Here is a 17,065-nt window from a genome sequence, read left to right on the forward strand (position 1 = left end):
CCCGCTCTCGTTTGGATTCGGCGCTCAGGATCTGCGAAGCACGTAGATCCGAGGTTCCAGCTTTCCGATCATCTGGTAGACGCCCCAGAGCGCGTTGCCCAGCTCCACGCGGTAGTCGATGTCGCCCAGCTCGGCGCGCAGCTGCTCGGACTTGCGCAGCAGCCGTGCCGCGTACAGAAGCTGGCGGGACGTCAGGTTGATCCCGTCCTCCTCGAACGCCTCACGCAGCTCGGAGCCGACGACGTCGGTCAGTTCGAGGTGGAAGCCGGCCGCCTGGGCCCGCTTCTCGAAGTCCTCCGGCGACATGCGCTCGGGCACGACCGCGAGGTCGGTGAAGAGCTGGTCACGCTCACGCGGCTCGAGCCGGTCGGTGGCGAACGTCTGGTACAGCACCAGGCGCCCGCCGGGCTTGAGCACCCGATGACTGTCGGCGAGCGCCCGGTCGGCATCCACCACCTGGAAGAACATGTCGTGGCTGAAGATGAGGTCGAACTCGCCGTCAGCTGCCGGGATGTCCTCCATGACGCCGGGCCGGATCGACACCCGCGATCCCAGCGGGTGCTCGGCGACGGCCGCCCGCGCGCGGGCGTTGTTGCTTTCCAGCGGATCCACCGAGACGACACGGCAGCCGAACATCTGGACGAGCGCGAACGAGTGCGACGCCTCCCGCCCGCCGATGTCGAGCACGAGATCGTCCGGCCCGACCTCGAGATCGTCGAGGACGGCGAACATCAGGCCACTGCGCCGCGGTTGGTAGCTGCGATTGAGCGCCCGGTCGACCGCATCGACGTTCCTGAGGCTGTACATCTCGTCGATGGTGATCGCGTGCGGCTCCGCCATGGGCGAACCCTACTATCCGGACCTGGCATCCACCATGCCCCGTGATTCACCTACCCGGACGTGGATCCGATGCCGACGGTCGACCCGATGCGGCACCGGGTACTAGGCTGCATCGATCGACTAGATCACACGAGGGGCGAGCTGTGAGCGACGAGAATGAAGACAACCGGGCGTATTCGGTCGTAGTCAACGATGAGGAGCAGTACTCGATCTGGGTCGACGGCAGCTCGCTGCCGGCGGGCTGGCGCGAGGCCGGCAAGAAGGGCAGCAAGAGCGAGTGCCTGGACCACATCGCCGAGGTCTGGACCGACATGCGGCCCAAGAGCCTGCGGCAGTCGATGGACGCCCGCTAGCCCGGCCTTCCGCCGATGCGGTGATGCGGGCGGCCGGGGTGGCGAACGCCGATGCACCCCTTGACTCGACCCTTGATCGTCGTGAAAGGTATCGATGGTGACGAGGAGACGCGGGGGAGGCGGCTCGAACATTCGCCTGGAATGTCTTTTGCCGAATGAAGGCTCACGCAGACCTGGTCCGTTCGTCACGGAGAGACGGTCCGCGGCCTTGCCAACAAGGACATCACTCGATCTGGGAGAGGCCTGCCCTCGTGACTGAAATGATCTTGACCGATCGTATCAACGACATCGCCGCACGCGAGCCGCACCGATCTGCGCTGCGCGCCGGCGAGGCCACGCTCGACTACGCCGGCCTGACCGCGGCCGCGACCGGCCTGCGCGATCTCCTGCGCGCGCACGGGGTCGGCCCGGAAGACGTGGTGGCCACGGTGTTGCCGCGCGGCGGCAATCCGATCATCGCGATGCTCGCCGTCTGGATGTGCGGCGCGGCCTACATGCCCGTCGACGCGAAGTGGCCGGAGGCAAGGCGCCGGCTGGTGATCGACAGATCGGCCACGGTCGTGCTGGAGGAGTCGGCGGAGGCCGGCGCGCACCCCGGCATGCCGGGTGAGGCCGGGCTCCGGGTCAGGCGGACGGCCGCGGCTCCCGAGCGCGCGAACGACGGCGGCGCGACCGAGCGGAATCTCGCCTACGTCATCCACACGTCCGGTTCGACCGGCACACCCCTCGCCGTCGGCGTCGAATTCGGATCGATGCACAACTACGCCAGGTATCTGCTCGACCTGCTCGCGCAGCCGGACGTCCACGGCGACGGCGACCTGCGGGTGCTGCTGTCGGCCGACCTGTCGTTCGACGCGTCGCTGCGGCCGGTCCTGCTGCTCGCGGCGGGCGCCGAGCTCGTCGTCGCGCCGGACCTGACGGAAGGCTCGTGGCAGGACCACATCGACTGCATCGCCGCGCACCGCGTCACCGTCCTCAGCGGCGTTCCCTCCTGGTACTCCGGGGTGCTGAGCGCCGGGTTCGTGCCCGCTGACTCCGCCGTGCGGCTCGCCTTCATCGGCGGCGAGGCGGTGCCCAACGGCGTCGTCCGCAGGCTGGCCTCGGACCGCTGCGCCGTGGTGGTGCAGTACGGCCCCACGGAGACGACGGTCGCGGCGACCGGGGGAAGGCTGCTCAACGACGGCTTCCTCGAGGCGCCGATCGGCGAAGGCGTGCCCGGCGCGCGGATCAGCCTGTACCAGGACGCCGGTTTCGCCCCGGCGGCCGATGGTCAGCCGGCCTACCTGTACGTGGGCGGGGCAGGCGTCGCCCGGGGATACCTGCACGATCCGGCCCTGACCGCCGAGCGGTTCGTGCCGGACCCGTCCGGCCCGCCCGGGTCCCGGATGTTCCGGACCGGCGACCTCGGCAAGAAGCTCCCGCAGGGCGGGTACAGCTTCCTCGGGCGAACGGACGACCAGGTCAAGATCGGTGGCCGCCGGATCGAGCTGAGCGAGATCTCGTCCGTCCTGAACCGGCACCCGGCCGTCACCCAGTCGGTCGCCTTCGTGCACCGTGACTCCGCCCATCCGCTGCTGGTCGCCTGTTACGTCGGGGCCGGCGCGGACGGACCCGAGGCCGAGGCGGGCATCCGCGAGCACCTCGCGGGCGAGCTGCCGAGCTACGCGGTGCCGGTCCTGGTCCGGCGGGTGGACGCCCTGCCGGTGACCGAACGCGGCAAGGTGGATGTGGCAGCGCTGGCGCGACTGGTGAAACCTGCGGAGGCCGAAGTGGCGGAGGACGAGTCCGACCTGACCGACGTCGAGCGGACGGTGATCGCGATCGTGCGCAAGACGCTCGACGCGCCCTGCTCCATCGACGACGAGCTGTTCTCGCTCGGCCTCACCTCGCTGGATTCGCTGAACATCCTGGCGCAGATCCGCGAGGAGCTCGGCGTGCGGGTGCGGCTGCGTGACTTCTTCCAGGCACGCACCACGCGCAACCTGTGCAAGCTCATCGGGACCGTCAACCGGGGATGACGAACACGGATGCGCTGACGCGAACCTTCCCGCTCGGCCCGCTGCAGCAGCAGATCTGGCGGTTCTGGCGGAACAACCGCGACAGCCCCGCGTACATCATGCCGGAGGTCTACTTCTTCGACGGCGACTTCGACGTCGAAGCCGTCACGTACGCCCTCGACGAGACCGCGCGCCGCCACGAGTCCCTGCGCACCACCTTCCGCGAGGGGGACTCCGGCGTCGTGCAGCTCGTCAGCCGCGATCCGGCGCACGTGCCGGTCGAGGTGCTCGATCTGCGGGAGCTGTCCGCCGCGGCGCGGGCGCAGCGGCTGGAGGCCGCCATCGACACCGCGGCGAACACGCCCTTCGACCTGTCGGCGCGGCCCCCGATCCGGCTCACCGCGATCCTGCTGTCGGACACCCGCACGGCGCTGGTCATGGCGGCGCACCAGATCGTCTGCGACGGCACCTCGATGGCGATCCTGCTCGGCGAGTTCGGCGAGCTCTACCGCGCGGCGCGGCAGGGGGTCACGCCCGAGCTCGCCCCGGCCCCGCCGGGGTACGGCGCCTTCGTGACGGAGCAGCTCGCCGCGCTCGCCGGGCAGGCGTCCGGTGAGGACCTGGCGTACTGGACCGAACGCCTCGCCGGGGCCGCCGGCAGCGCGCTGCCCGGAGACTCCCGCGCCGCCGCGAGCGACGGGGTGCCGCTGGACACCTGTGCGGTGTCCAGGACACTCGACAGCGGGCTGGCCGACGCGGTCCTGGCGTACGCGCGGCGGGCCGGGGCGACCCCGTTCGCCGTCCTGCTCGGCACGATGAGCGTCATGATCGCGGCCGCCACGGGCGACGGCGACGTGTCGGTGGGCACCGCGACGAGCAGCCGCACCCCGAGGTTCGCCCGCACCGTCGGGATGCTCACCAACATGGTCGTGCACCGGTCGCGGATCGACCTGTCCGGCACCTTCACCGAGGCGCTGGCCGAGGTGTCGCTCGATCTGCTGGACGCCATCGACTGCCAGGACGTGCCCTTCAGCCAGGTGACCGACGCCCTGGGCCACGGCGGCGAGCCCGGCACCGGCCTGGTGCGGACGGCGTTCTCGGCCGGTGCCCTCGGCGGCCTGACGCTGGGCGAGGGCAGCCTGTCGGAGCGGGTGATGCGCACCTCGCAGGGACCGTTCGACGTCACCGTGATCTGCGAGATCGCCGCGCCGGGCATCGCGCTGGACTGGCAGTTCGCGCTGCGTACGTACTCGCGCGAGCTGGCGCGCGGCTACTGCGCCGCGTACGAGGAGATGCTGGCGGCGCTGCTGGAGCGGCCCGACGCGGCGATGGACTCGCTCGGCCTGACCGAGATCCTGTCCCGCCCCGGCGGCGTCCGCGCGGGATGAGCCGGCCGACCGGCAGACGAGATGGGGGAGCAGATGCGTGAGCCGCTGGCCATCGTCGGCATGGCGTGCCGAGGTCCGGGGGCGGCCGACTACCGCGCGCTGTGGGCCAACGTCGAGGCCGGCGCCACGGGCATGGTCACCGTCAGCGAGCAGGACCGGCGGCGGGAGGGGATCAGCCTCCCCGCGGACGTGCGAAACCCCTACGTGCCCGTCGCCGCGCCGCTGGACGGCTACGACAGGTTCGACGGCACCGCCTTCGGCATCACCGCCGGAGAGGCCGACGGCATCAACCGCAACCACCTCGTGATGATGGAGGTCGTCCTCGAGGCGCTGGAGGACGCCGGTTGCGACCCGCTGCGCCATCCCGGCCGCATCGGCCTGTTCGCCGCCGGCGGGGCCGGCTCGCCGATCACGGTCCTGCAGCGCCTGGGCGACCCGCGGTTCGGTGACGCCGGGCGGCCGCTCAAGTCGTCGGAGGCGGTCAACTGGGTGTCGCTGCTGGACCACGACTTCCTGTCCACCCGCATCGCCTACGCGCTCGACTTGCGCGGCCCGTCGCTGACGGTGCAGAGCGCCTGCTCCAGCTCGCTGGTCGCCGTGCATCTGGCCTGCCAGAGCGTGCTGTCCGGGGACTGCGACGTGGCGCTGGCCGGCGGGGTGAACGTCGAGGCGCCGCACCAGGCGGGCTACTACCACCAGCCGGGCAGCATCTGGTCCACCGACGGCAGCTGCCGGCCGTTCGACCGCTCCGCGAGCGGCACCATCACCGCCAGCGGCGCGGGCGCGGTGGTGATCAAACGGCTCGACGACGCGCTGGCGGCCGGGGACGCGATCCACGCCGTGATCCGCGGCAGCGCCGTCAACAACGACGGCAAGCGGAAGGTCGGGTTCACCGCCCCGAGCGTGAACCAGCAGAGCCTGGTCATCAGCGCGGCGCTGGCCGCCGCGGACGTGGACGGGCGCGACATCGGGTATGTCGAGACGCACGGCACCGGGACCGAGGTCGGCGACGTCGTCGAGTGGCAGGCCATCGAACGTGCCCTCGGCCCCGACGGGGCACGGTGCGCGATCGGGGCGGTCAAGGCGAACGTCGGCCACCTGGGCGCCGCGTCGGGCGTGTTCGGGCTGATCAAGGCCGCGCTGGTGGTCAGCAGCGGGCAGATCCCCCCGGTGGCGAACTTCGTGGAGCTGAGCCCGCGGATCACCCCGGCGGGCTCCCGGCTGTTCGTGCCCGCCAGTGCGAGCCCCTGGGAGGACGGGCCGGGCCCGCGCCGGGCCGGGGTCAGCTCGATGGGGGTCGGCGGCACCAACGCCCACGTCGTCCTCGAACAGGCCCCGCCGGTCAGGACCGCCGACGGTCCGGGCGACGGCGTCTTCGTCGTCCCGGTCAGCGCCGCGTCGGCGCGCAGCGCCCAGGACACCGCCGACCGTATGCTGGATTTCGCCGCGGCCAACCCGGAGAGCCTGGGCAGGCTCGCCCATACGATGACGGCGGGCCGGCGCCGGCTCGCCCACCGGGAGGCGGTCGTCCTGGTCCGACGCGCCGGGCGCATCGACACCTGGCGTACGGGGACCCGCCGGGCCAGACGGGGGCACGACAGCGTCTTCGTCTTCCCCGGCCAGGGGACCGCGCTCGGTGACCTGAGCGCGGCACGCGCGGAGATCGACGGATTCGCCGGCCTGTTCGCGCAGGCGCTGTCGAGCCTGCCCGCCGACGACCGGCAGCCGGTCGAGGCCCTGCTCACCGGGCAGCCCGCGCCCGATGCCGCCCCGCGCATCACCGAGCTCGCCATGCTCGTGCGCTCCGTGGTGATCGCGAGATCGCTGCTGGCCGACGGCATCGAGCCCCGGTCCCTGTGCGGCTACAGCCTGGGCGAGGTCGCCGCGGGCGTGGTCGCCGAGGTGCTCACCCTGGACGAGGCCGCCGCAGCCGTCACCGCACGCGCCCGGATCCTGGCGAGCGCGCCGCCTGGCGCGATGATCCGGGCGCGGCTGCCCGAAGCCTCAGCGGGTCCGTACCTGCGCCCCGGGGTGTCGCTGGCGATCGTGCCGGGCGCCCGGGACTGCGTGTTCAGCGGCGAGCTGACCGCGATCGAAGCGCTCGCCGCCGAGCTGCGCGCCGCCGGTGTCGCCTCGGTCCGGATCCCGGTCGCGCACCCGTTCCACAGCACGTTCCTGGAGCCGTTCGCCGAGCGGTACACCGCGGCGTGGGCGGAGTTCGACCTGCGGCCCCCGGTGCGGCGGCTGATGTCGCCGACGACGGGTGACTGGCTGGACGAGGCGACCGCCCGGGACCCTGCCTTCTGGGCCGGGCAGCTGACCCGGACGGTCCGGTTCGGTGACGCCGTGCGCGCGCTTCGCGCGGACGGCACGACCCTGGCCTACGTCCTGGACTCGGGCCAGGGCGTCGCCGCGTTCGCCGGTGAGGTGTTCGGCGACGACGTGCAGGCCATGACCACCGCCGGCCAGCCGGGCTACGACGCGGTCTCCCGCGCGCGGCTGCTGGCGACGGCCTGGACGGCGGGGCAGGACCAGGTCCTCCCGGCCGGGACCGGACCGGCCGACGGTCCGGGCACGGCCACGGTCGTCGTCCACGCTCCCACCTACGCGTTCGACCGGGGTCCCGAGGAGGAGCCGCAGCCCATGCAGCCTGAGTCACCGCCACCGCCGCCGGTGGCCGTCCCCACCGCGGTGGAGGCCGCGGCGCCGCCTGCGGCGCCGGCCGATCGGGAGGGCATCGAGGCGGGGGTACGCCGCATCGTCGCGCAGCTCGTCGGCAGCACCCCGGGCGACGTGAAGCCCGGCGCCTCCTTCATCGACCTCGGATACGACTCGTTCCTGCTGATCCAGCTCGCCGATGCGCTGTCGGCCGAGTTCCAGGCCGATGTCGACGTGCAGCTGCTCTACTTCGACCGGGACTCGTGCGAGAGCCTGACCGAGTTCCTCACCGGGGTCGTGCCGCCGAGCTGGCAGCCGTCGTCCGGCGCCGCGGAGCCGAAACGGGCCGTCGCGGTGCTGCCCGCTGTGCCGCAGCAGCGTCGCGCGCCGGTCACCGCGCCCGTCGCCGCGCCGGCCGCCGCGCCGGCCGCCGTACCGGTCGCGCAGCCGTCCGGGCCGGCCGGCGGGGCCGGTGAGATCGCCGCGCTGCCGGTCGAGGAGGAACTCGAGTGGGGACGGCGGACGCCGGTGTCGCGGCGGGTCACCGAGGAGGACCGGTACACGCTGGCAGACCAGCGCAACCTGGTGTTCTCGCTCCGCACGGGCCGCCGCTCGGTCAGCTACCCGGTGGTCGGGGTACGCGGCGAGGGCTCCCACTTCACCGATGTGGACGGCAACGAGTATCTCGACCTGTGCATGGGCTTCGGCGTCAACCTGCTGGGTCACGCATCCGAGCCGGTGCGGGAGGCGCTGCGCACTTTCGACGCCTCCGACCTGCTGCTCGGCCCGCAGTCGTCGACCGCGGGCGACGTGGCGCGCGGTATCGCGTCGCTGACCGGGGTCGACCGGGTGGCGCTGGCCACCTCGGGGACCGAGGCGGTCATGTTCGCCGTACGCGCCGCGCGCGCGAAGACGGGCCGGAATCTGATCGCGGTGTTCGCCGGTTCCTTCCACGGCACGTTCGACGGTGTGCTGGTCGCACCCCGCGCGGGCGGGCAGCGGGGCGAGTCGACGACGCTCGGCCGGGGCACGCCGCCCGGCATGGCGCAGGACGTCATCATCCTGCCCTACGACGAGACCGCACTGCCCATCCTGGAGTCCTACGGTGAGCAGCTGGCGGCGGTGCTGGTCGAGCCGGTGCAGAGCCGGCGTCCGGGGTATCAGCCCGCCGAGCTGCTGCATCAGCTGCGTGCCCGCACCACTGCGCAGGGCGCCGCACTGATCTTCGATGAGATCATCACCGGCTTCCGCTGCCACCCCGCCGGCGCGGCCGGGTACTTCGGCGTCCGCCCCGACCTGGCGACGTACGGCAAGGTCATCGGCGGCGGCATGCCCCTCGGGGTGATCGCGGGCGACGCGGAGTTCATGGCCCCCATCGACGGCGGGCGCTGGCGGCAGGGCGACGGCGGGCTGCCGCAGCGGCCGAGCATGGTGTTCTCCGGGACGTTCAGCAAGCAGCCGATGGCCATGGCCGTGGCGCAGCAGATGATCCGGCACCTGCGCAAGGAGTCGCCCCGGCTGCAGCACACGCTCACCGAGCGCACGGCCGAGCTGGCCCGGGAGATCAACCAGCATGCCGCGGCCAACGGCTACCCGATCGAGGTCGAGCACTTCTCGTCGCTGTTCCGGATCAACGTCGACGGCTCCGAGCGGTCGGAGAACATGTTCTTCCTCGGCCTGCTCAGCCGCGGGGTCTACGTGTGGGAGGGGCGCACCTGCTTCCTCAGCGCCGCGCACGACGACGCGGACCGGGCCCGGATCGTGGAGGCCGTCGCCGAAACGGCGGCGGAGGTGGCCGCGAGCGGCGTCTGGCAGAGAACCCGGGCGGCGGCGGCCGTTCCGGCGAGCGCACCGGCCCCGGTGGACGAGCCGCCGGTCACCGGCGAGGCTCCGCTCACCGACGGCCAGAAGCTGCTCTGGATGAGCAGCGAGCTGGGCGGCGATCGCGGGGCGACCTACCAGATGTCCGACGTGCGCCGCATCGAGGGCGTCATCGACGTGGACAGGCTGACCGGCGCCATCGAACGGGTCGCGCGGCGGCACGAGGCGCTGCGGATCGGGTTCGACGAGGACGGCGCGGCCCAGAACTGCGTCGCCCACGCCGTTCCGGCGCTGACCACCTGCACCCTGAGCGACGCGTCGCCGGGCGACATCGAGGCGATGCTGTCCCGGTTCGCGCGGCGGCCGGTGGACATGTCGGTCCCCTCGCTGTTCCAGTTCCACCTCGTGCAGGCGGGTGCGGTCGCGTACCTTCAGGCCACCGCGCCGCACGCGGTCATCGACGGCTGGTCGTTCGAGGTCCTGTGGGAGGAGCTGTCGGCCTTCTACGTGGGCGGTGAGCGGGCCGCCGCGGTACGCGAGCCGGCCCGCTTCCTGGAGTACGCACGGTCCAAGCGCGCCGAGGAGGACGCCCGGTTCGCCGCGAACGACGCGTGGTGGCGGCCGAGGCTCGACAGCGCGTGGCAGTCGGCCCGCATGGTCGACGGCGCCAAACCTTTCGCGCCGGTCACCCGCATCGACCGCCTGTCGGCGGACCGCCTCGCCGAGCTGCGCGGATTGTCCCGCTCCAGCAGATCCACCATGCACACCGCGGCGCTGTCGGCGGTGTCGGTGGCCTCGGCGCTGCTCATGAACGCCCCGCAGGTGATCGTCATGGCGCACCGGACGGGACAGCCGCTCGCCTTCCCGGGCAGGCCACTCATCGGCTTCTGCGTGGACCTGCTGCCGGTCATCCTCGAACTCCCCGACGACACCAGCCTGCTGGAGGTGACCCGGGACGTGCAGGCGCAGCTCGTCAGCAGCTCCGACGCGCTGTCGGGCCTGTATCGGACGCTGCAGAACCGCCGCTACCGCCACCTGCCGTCCACGTTCCTCGCGTTCGAGTACGCCACCGAGAGCCCGGGGACCCTGTTCGGCGCACCGGCGTCGCCCATGGCGATGGAGCGGCCGCGCATGCCGCAGCCGGCGCTGCTGACCGTCGAGGAACACCGCGACGGGATCGAACTCATCTCGGAGATCGCCGAGGAGAGCGACCTCGCACCCTACGGAGCCGACCTCGCCGCCCGGGTGGAGCAGCTGCTGGCCGACCCCACCGTGCCGCTCGGCGAGCTGCGCCGGCGCTGACCCGGCGAGCCCGGGGCTCGCCGCGGCGTCAGGCCACTCGCCCGTCGTCCGCCGGAAGCCGGTGCTTCCAGTGGACGACGGCGCTGAGCGGCAGCGCCGACTCCTGCGGGAAGAAGTGCCCGCCCGGGTACTCCCGGGTCTCGAACGCGGCCGCGGTGTACTCGCGCCAGCCGGCCGCCTCCTCGCTGGTGAGCGCCGGATCGTGCGAGCCGCTCATGGCGAGGATGGGGCAGGCGATCCTGTCCCCGTCCGCGTCGTCCAGGTATCGGGTGCACGCCCGGGCGTCCGCGGCGAGAGCGGGCAGGACGAGCGGCTTCAGCAGCTCGCCGCGCCGGCCGCTGAAGTCCAGGCCGCCCAGCTCCTGAAGGGCCTCGACGATCTCCGCGGGCTCCAGCTCGTCGTAGCGGGCGAACGCCGGCAGGTGCGGAGGCGCGCAGGCCGCGATCGCCAGGACCGCCGGCGGCGGCGCGCCGATCCGCTCCAGGCGGCGCGCCGTCTCCAGCATCACCAGGCCGCCGAAGCTGTGCCCGAACAGCGCGTAGTCGGCGCCGTGCCGGTCCGCGACGACGGCGTCCGCGACGAGCGCGGCCATTTCCCTGATGTCGTCCATGCACGGCTCGGCGAACCGGTCCTCGCGGCCCGGCAGCTGAACCACTCGCAGATTCGCCCGCAGCGCCGACTGTGCGAAGGCGGCCAGAAAGGTGCGGGCGCCGGTCCCGGCCGACGGGACACAGTAGACGGTGCGTGCCGGCGGCGCGGCCGGGTCCGGCCGGGCGACCGCGTCGGGAAAGGACCGGAGGAGGTCGTGGAGTGGGGGAGCGTCGCCGTTCACGCGGCCGCTCCCGAACGGCCCGTCACGGCGGTGCGGGCTGCTGCCACGGTCACGAGGTCAGGTCTGCCCGCTCGACGACGGCACGGGCGACCGCCGCCGGGTTCTCCTGCAACAGGTAATGGCCGCCGGAGACCTCTTCGAAGTCGAGCCGGGTGCAGTAGTCGGCCCAGGACTGCGCCACCGAGCGGTCGATGTCGCGGTCCTCGGATCCGGCGACGACGAGCAGCGGGATCTTCAGCGGGTCGGCGGCGTACGGGAAGCCCGCCACGGCCGTGTAGTCGGCGCGGATGACGGGCTCCAGCAGGTCACGGGCGTCCTCGTCCTCGGCGACGGCCGGCTGGGCGTCACCGGACGCGACGAGCTGGGCCCACAGCGTCTCGGACGACTCCGGCAGGTCCGGGTGCACCCGGGGCAGGTGCCATGCGCCCTGGCTGACCGCGACCATCAACCGTGCCCGCGACCCCGGCCGCGACGCGGCGCGCGCGAGGATCGCGTACATCAGCCAGGCGCCCGAACACTGGCCCAGGCCCACCACCTCGGCGGCCGGGTGCCGGGCGGCGACCTCCTCCAGAGCGTCGGCGGCCACGGTGGCCGCCGCGTCGAACTCCCACTCCACCGGCTCGGCGATCAGCCGCTCGCGTCCCGGCAGCACCAGACCGTAGACGGCCCAGCCGTCCGGGAGGCTGCGGGCGAGGTCACGACCGACCGCCGCGCCGCCGCCGACATGCGGGGCGAGAAACAACAACCGCTGTGGTTCGGGATCGGAGCGCAGCGGCTCCCAGGAGATCTGCATTCCGCTACGACCGCCAGGCGTACGGGACGGACGGCCGTCTGCCGTGTTGCTTTCGCGGGCCGGAATGGAGATCGCTCATGGTTCACGAGGGTACGGGCTGCGCCCGGACGCCGCCAGGCCAAGCCTTCCAGCTGCGGCAAGTGATTCAGGTACATGCCTGCGCGCCTTGATATGGTAGGCATTTCCGTGATGCGTAAGCTTCAGCGGGACGGTGAACGTAAATGACGGGGTTGAGCCAGGGGACCATCCACGGTGCCTTTCGTCACCAAGCCCGGCTGAATCCCGACGCGCCGGCTGTTCTCGACGCCGGCCGCACACTCACCTACGGGCAGCTCGACGGCCTGTCGGACGACCTCGCCGCCCAGTTGATGCGGGCGGGCATCGCGTCCAAAGGGGACTGTGTTCCGGTCGTGATGGGACGCTCGGCGGACCTCGTCGTCACTTTGCTGGCCGTGCTGAAGGCGGGCGCGGCGTACGCGATCCTGGACCCGAACTGGCACCGGACCCGGCTCGACGCCGCCGTCCGCAGCCTCGGCGCGCACACGCTCATCGGCACCGGCTGGCCGGACGGGCCGGCGGCCTGGACCCCGGAACCGGCGTGCGGCCTCGACCCGCCGCCGGACCTGTCCGTGGCGGAGGATCCCGCGACGGTGTTCTTCACCTCCGGGACGACGGGCGACCCCAAGGGGGCCCTCGTGCCGCACGCCGGCACGGTGCTGCTGTTCGAGAAGTGTGACTTCATGCGCCTCGACGAGACGACGGTGATGCTCTGCGCGGCCGCCCTGCCGTGGGACGCGCTGACCCTGGAGCTGTGGAGCGTCCTGACTACCGGCGGCAGCGTGCGGCTGCTCGGCGACGGCGCGCTGCTCGACGCCGCCGAACTCCGCGCCGCGATCCGCGACGGCGTGAACACGGCCTGGCTGACGGCGAGCATCTTCACCATGCTCGTCGACGAGGACCCCGCATGCTTCGCCGGCCTGCGGCACGTGCTTACCGGCGGCGAGCGCCTGTCCGTGGCACACGCCCGCCGGTTCCTGGACCGCTACGGCGACACCGTCGCGCTGACCAACGGCTACGGGCCCGCCGAGGCGACGGTCTTCGTCACCACGCACCAGGTGCGCCCGGCCGACCTGGACAGCGACCTCGGCGTGCCCCTCGGCACGGCGGTGGCGGCCACGACGCTGACCGTGGAGCGGGACGGGCGGCCCGTCGCGGACGGGGCGGTGGGGGAGCTCGTGGTCTCCGGGCCGCGGGTCGGGCTCGGTTACGTCGGCCGTGACGACGCGGGCGGCTTCAGGCTCGCCACCACGTCCCGGTCCTACGCCACCGGCGACCTCGTGAGCTGCCGGGACGGGCTCCTCTACTTCCACGGCCGCGCGGACCGCCAACTCAAGATCCGCGGCCACCGCGTCGATCCCGGTGAGATCGAGCGCGTCGCGGCCGAGCACGCCGGCGTCGGCACCTGTGCGCTCACCTCGCTCCACGCCGAGGCGTCCGGCCTGGTCCAGAGCCTCGCGCTGGTCTACACGGGCACGTGCACCGCCGAGGCGCTGCGCGAGCACCTGCGGCGCAGGCTCCCGCCCCAGCTCGTACCGTCGCTGGTGGTCGGGGTGGCACGCATGCCCCTGACCGCCAACGGGAAGCTCGACGAGGCCGCCGTCGCGGCCCTGCTGGACGCGAACCGTGCGCCGGAGCAGCCGAGCCCCGCCACGGCCGACCCGGCCTGGGCGGTCTTCCTCGAACTCACCCGCGACCTGCGCTTCAGCGCGCCGCCTGCCGCACACGACACCTGGTGGGGCCTGGGCGGATCCTCGCTGGATCTGATGCGGCTCGCGATCCGGGCCTCGCGTGAACTCGACCGCGAGGTCCCCGTGCAGCTGCTCGCCGGCCTCGAGTCGATCGGCGAGATCGTCTCGGCCATCGCCGCCGCGCCGCCGGTCGCGCGTACGGACGACAGGGGCACCGCCGACGTCCGGCTCCTCACCGACGAGCAGGCGGGCTTCCTGCTCCAGCACGCGATGGACCAGGACGACGCCGTGCTGAGCCCGATGCTCTGGGAGCTGCGGGGGGAGGTCGACCGGGCGGCGCTGGCCCTCGCGCTGCGCGACGTGCAGGAGCGGCACCCGGCGCTGCGCTCGCGCTACCTGCTGGAGCCTTCGCCCCGGGCCGTCCCGCTTGCCGGGGGCAGCGTGCCGCTCACCGAGGTGGCGGGGCCCACCGACGCCATGAGCCGGGTGCTGGACGCGCTGTACGAGCCGCTCGACCTGGAAGCGGGCCTGGTCTGGCGCGCCGCGATCGGCGCCGGGGCCGACGGTGCCGCGGTGCTCGGCATCGGCGTGCACCACGTGGCGTTCGACGGGTGGTCCGAGTCCGTGCTGGCCCGCGACCTGTCCACCGCGTACGAAGCTCGCGCGCGGGGACGAGCGCCCGTCTGGGCGACGGCACCGGTGCTGCGGCTGCCTGAGCCCGCCCGCCCCGGCCTCACCGAAGAGTGGGTACGCCATCTGCGGGGCGCTGCCGAGATCGCCTGGCGAGACGAGCCGAGCGACGCGTGCGCGTTCGAGTGCCCCGACACGGGCCACGTCTCCGCCAGGCGGCTCACCGCCGGGCAGGCGGCGGCGCTGCGTGAGTGGGCCGCGGCCCGTGGGCAGTCGATCTTCGGGGTGGTCCTCGCGGCCTTCACCCAGGCCCTCGCCGAGCAGGCGGAGCGCGACGACTTCCTGGTGGGGCTGCCGACGCGCACCCGGTCGAGTGCCGAGACGGACGTCGTCGACTGCCTCATCAACGTGGTCTGCCTGCGGCCGCCGTCCGGGCACCTGAGCTGGCCGGAGTACGTCGCCGCGACCGCGGAGGAGCTTCGCTGGTGCCTGCCCCGCAACACGGCCGGGCTGCACGGCATCCGGCTCGCGCTGAACCCTCCCCGCACCGGCCGCAACCCGCTCTACCAGGTGATGTTCGCGTACCAGGATCATCCGGCGGCGACGCTGAGCCTCGGCGGCGAGACGGTGTATCACCGCGTCACGACCCGGCGCGCCCCCGTGGAGCTGCTGTTGGAGGTCGTCCCCGACGCGGAGGGCGGCCTCGGCCTGGTCGGCAGCCGGCAGTGCGAACACGTCGGCGACCGGGTGCTGCAGGCGGTGCTGGACGGCACCGCCGCCCGGCTGGACCGGCTGTGACGGACCGCTGTCGGCAGGCCGGCTTACGACGACATCGAGTAGGGGAGTTCGTGTGTTAGTGGAAGCCGCAGACCAGACGATCACGGCCATGCTGGAGGAGACCTGGCGCACGTCGCCGTCCGCGGTGGCCCTGGCCGACGCGCGCCGGTCGCTCGACCGGGCCGAGCTCAGCTCGCGGGTGCGGCAGCTGGCCGCCGAGATCGGCGCCGCCGGCGTGCGGCCCGGGGACATCGTCGCGGTCTACGTCGAGCGGTCCGTCGAGCTGGTGCTGGCGCAGCTCGCGGTCCTGTTCGCCGGGGCCGCCCACGTCGCGATCGATCCGGACGATCCGCTGTCCCGCCTCGAGTACATCCTTGACGACTGCGCTCCCGCGCTGGTCGTGTGCAGCCGGTCGCTGCTGGATCGCGTGCCGAAGCAGCACGAGGTCTACGTCATCGACGATGCCGAGCGCACGGCGGCGAGCGGGCACGACGGCCCCGCGGTCGATATCAAGGGCTCCGACGGCGCGTATCTGATCTACACCTCGGGCACCACCGGCGCCCCGAAGGCTTCGCTGATCACCCACGCGGGGCTCAGCTCGCGGCTGCGCTGGCTGCAGGACTTCTGCCCGATGAGCGAGTCCGACGTCGTGCTCTACAAGACGGCGTGCGGCTTCGACGTCTCGGTCGCCGAGCTCTACTGGGCGCTGACCGCGGGCGGAAAGCTGTTCTGCGCGCGGCCCGGGGTGCAGCGGGACACGGACTACCTGGCCGAGGTGCTCGTCGAGCAGGGCGTGACGATCCTGCACTACGTGCCGTCGCTGCTGGACCTGTTCCTCGCGAGCCGCCCGGCCGACGAACGGTACGACTCGGTGCGCTATCTCCTCGCGGGTGGCGAGGCACTGTCGCCGGAGCTGGTCAAGCGGTGGCAGGAACGCAGCACGGGCGAGGTCATCAACATGTACGGGCCGTCGGAGTGCTCGGTGTACACGACGGCCTGGAAGTGCCCGCATCCGCTGGGGGAGCGGCGCGTGCTCATCGGCGAGGCCGTCGCCGAGACCGGTCTGTGGGTGCTGGACGCGGACGGCAACCGGGTGGAGGCCCTCGACCAGCCCGGTGAGCTGTATGTGAGCGGCGTCGGGCTGGCCCGCGGCTACCTGGGCCGGGAGGAGCTCACGAACGCCAGGTTCCACAGCCTCGCCGACCTCAACCCGCAGCTGCCGCCGGTGCGGGTGTACCGGACCGGCGACGTGGTGGCGTGGGCGGAGCCCGGCCTGCTCGAATACCGCGGCCGGGCCGACCGGCAGCTGAAGGTCCGGGGATACCGGATCGAGCCCGAGGAGATCGAAGCGGCCGTGCGAGCCGTGCCCGGGGTGGCCCAGTCCGCCGTCGCGGCACGCCGCGGCGACGATGCCGTCGAGCTGCTGCTGTTCATCGTGCCCCAGCGCGGCGGGCCGGAGATCGAGACAGCGGACCTGCTCGCCTCCGTCCGCGAGGCCGTGCACGACCGGCTCCCCCCGTACATGCAGCCCCGGCGCGTCGTCGTGGTCGACGGGCTGCCGCTGTCGCCGAACGGCAAGCTCGACGAGGGCGCGCTGCTCGCGCTCGCGCCGGAGGCCGAGGCCGGGCAGCCCGTGACGGCCGACGAGCCCACGTCGCTGGAACGGGCCTGGTCGACGCTGCTGAACACGCCCGCGACGGCGGATTCCGACTTCTTCCTCGCCGGTGGTGACTCCTTCCTGGCGGTCCGGCTCATGAAGGAGATCTCGGCCGAGGCCGGGCAGCGGGTGCCGATCAGGCTGCTGTTCACGAACCCCGTCCTGGCCGACTTCCGGCGCGAGCTGGAGCGCTACCTCGCCGGCACGGCGAGCGGCAGCTGACGCGGAACTCCTCGGCTCCGGGCGGTGACAGCGGGCTGTCACCGCCC

The 17,065-nt window shown here is 72.9% G+C and carries 9 protein-coding genes; 6 read left to right on the forward strand and 3 right to left on the reverse strand.

Annotation, left to right across the window (positions count from 1 at the left end; translation table 11 throughout):
* Positions 1-24: 24 nt before the first annotated feature.
* Positions 25-840, reverse strand: a complete 816-nt coding sequence (locus Cba03nite_RS34530; protein WP_203755744.1) for a class I SAM-dependent methyltransferase — start codon at positions 838-840, stop codon at positions 25-27.
* Positions 841-983: 143 nt separating this feature from the next.
* Here Cba03nite_RS34530 and Cba03nite_RS34535 point away from each other — a divergent pair, with 143 nt between their 5' ends.
* The 4 genes from Cba03nite_RS34535 (at position 984) to Cba03nite_RS34550 (ending at position 10,359) form a co-directional block, all read left to right on the forward strand.
* Positions 984-1,193, forward strand: coding sequence for an MbtH family protein (locus Cba03nite_RS34535; protein ID WP_203755748.1), 210 nt, complete (start codon positions 984-986; stop codon positions 1,191-1,193).
* Between the two features lie 266 nt (positions 1,194-1,459).
* Positions 1,460-3,211 (forward strand): non-ribosomal peptide synthetase, encoded by a 1,752-nt coding sequence (locus Cba03nite_RS34540; protein ID WP_203755751.1) that lies wholly within the window; start codon positions 1,460-1,462, stop codon positions 3,209-3,211.
* On the forward strand, positions 3,208-4,578 hold the full coding sequence (locus tag Cba03nite_RS34545; protein WP_203755752.1) for a condensation domain-containing protein: 1,371 nt from the start codon (positions 3,208-3,210) through the stop codon (positions 4,576-4,578). Before Cba03nite_RS34540 ends, Cba03nite_RS34545 begins: the two co-directional genes overlap by 4 nt.
* Positions 4,579-4,599: 21 nt before the next feature.
* Positions 4,600-10,359: a type I polyketide synthase gene (locus tag Cba03nite_RS34550; RefSeq protein WP_203755754.1), complete on the forward strand. Its 5,760-nt coding sequence runs from the start codon at positions 4,600-4,602 to the stop codon at positions 10,357-10,359.
* A gap of 28 nt (positions 10,360-10,387) precedes the next feature.
* Here Cba03nite_RS34550 and Cba03nite_RS34555 read toward each other — a convergent pair whose 3' ends face one another.
* A complete protein-coding gene (locus Cba03nite_RS34555) occupies positions 10,388-11,191 on the reverse strand; it encodes a thioesterase II family protein (RefSeq protein WP_203755756.1) in 804 nt (267 codons plus the stop codon).
* 49 nt (positions 11,192-11,240) lie between these two features.
* Positions 11,241-11,984: a thioesterase II family protein gene (locus Cba03nite_RS34560; protein WP_203755757.1), complete on the reverse strand. Its 744-nt coding sequence runs from the start codon at positions 11,982-11,984 to the stop codon at positions 11,241-11,243.
* A gap of 221 nt (positions 11,985-12,205) precedes the next feature.
* Between Cba03nite_RS34560 and Cba03nite_RS34565 the strand changes: the two genes are divergently transcribed.
* Complete coding sequence (locus Cba03nite_RS34565) at positions 12,206-15,160, forward strand: AMP-binding protein (protein WP_203755760.1); 2,955 nt, start codon at positions 12,206-12,208, stop codon at positions 15,158-15,160.
* Positions 15,161-15,212: 52 nt separating this feature from the next.
* Positions 15,213-17,018 (forward strand): non-ribosomal peptide synthetase, encoded by a 1,806-nt coding sequence (locus Cba03nite_RS34570; protein ID WP_203755763.1) that lies wholly within the window; start codon positions 15,213-15,215, stop codon positions 17,016-17,018.
* Positions 17,019-17,065: the final 47 nt, after the last annotated feature.

Source organism: Catellatospora bangladeshensis, from assembly GCF_016862575.1.
In the GTDB taxonomy this organism is placed as follows: domain Bacteria; phylum Actinomycetota; class Actinomycetes; order Mycobacteriales; family Micromonosporaceae; genus Catellatospora; species Catellatospora bangladeshensis.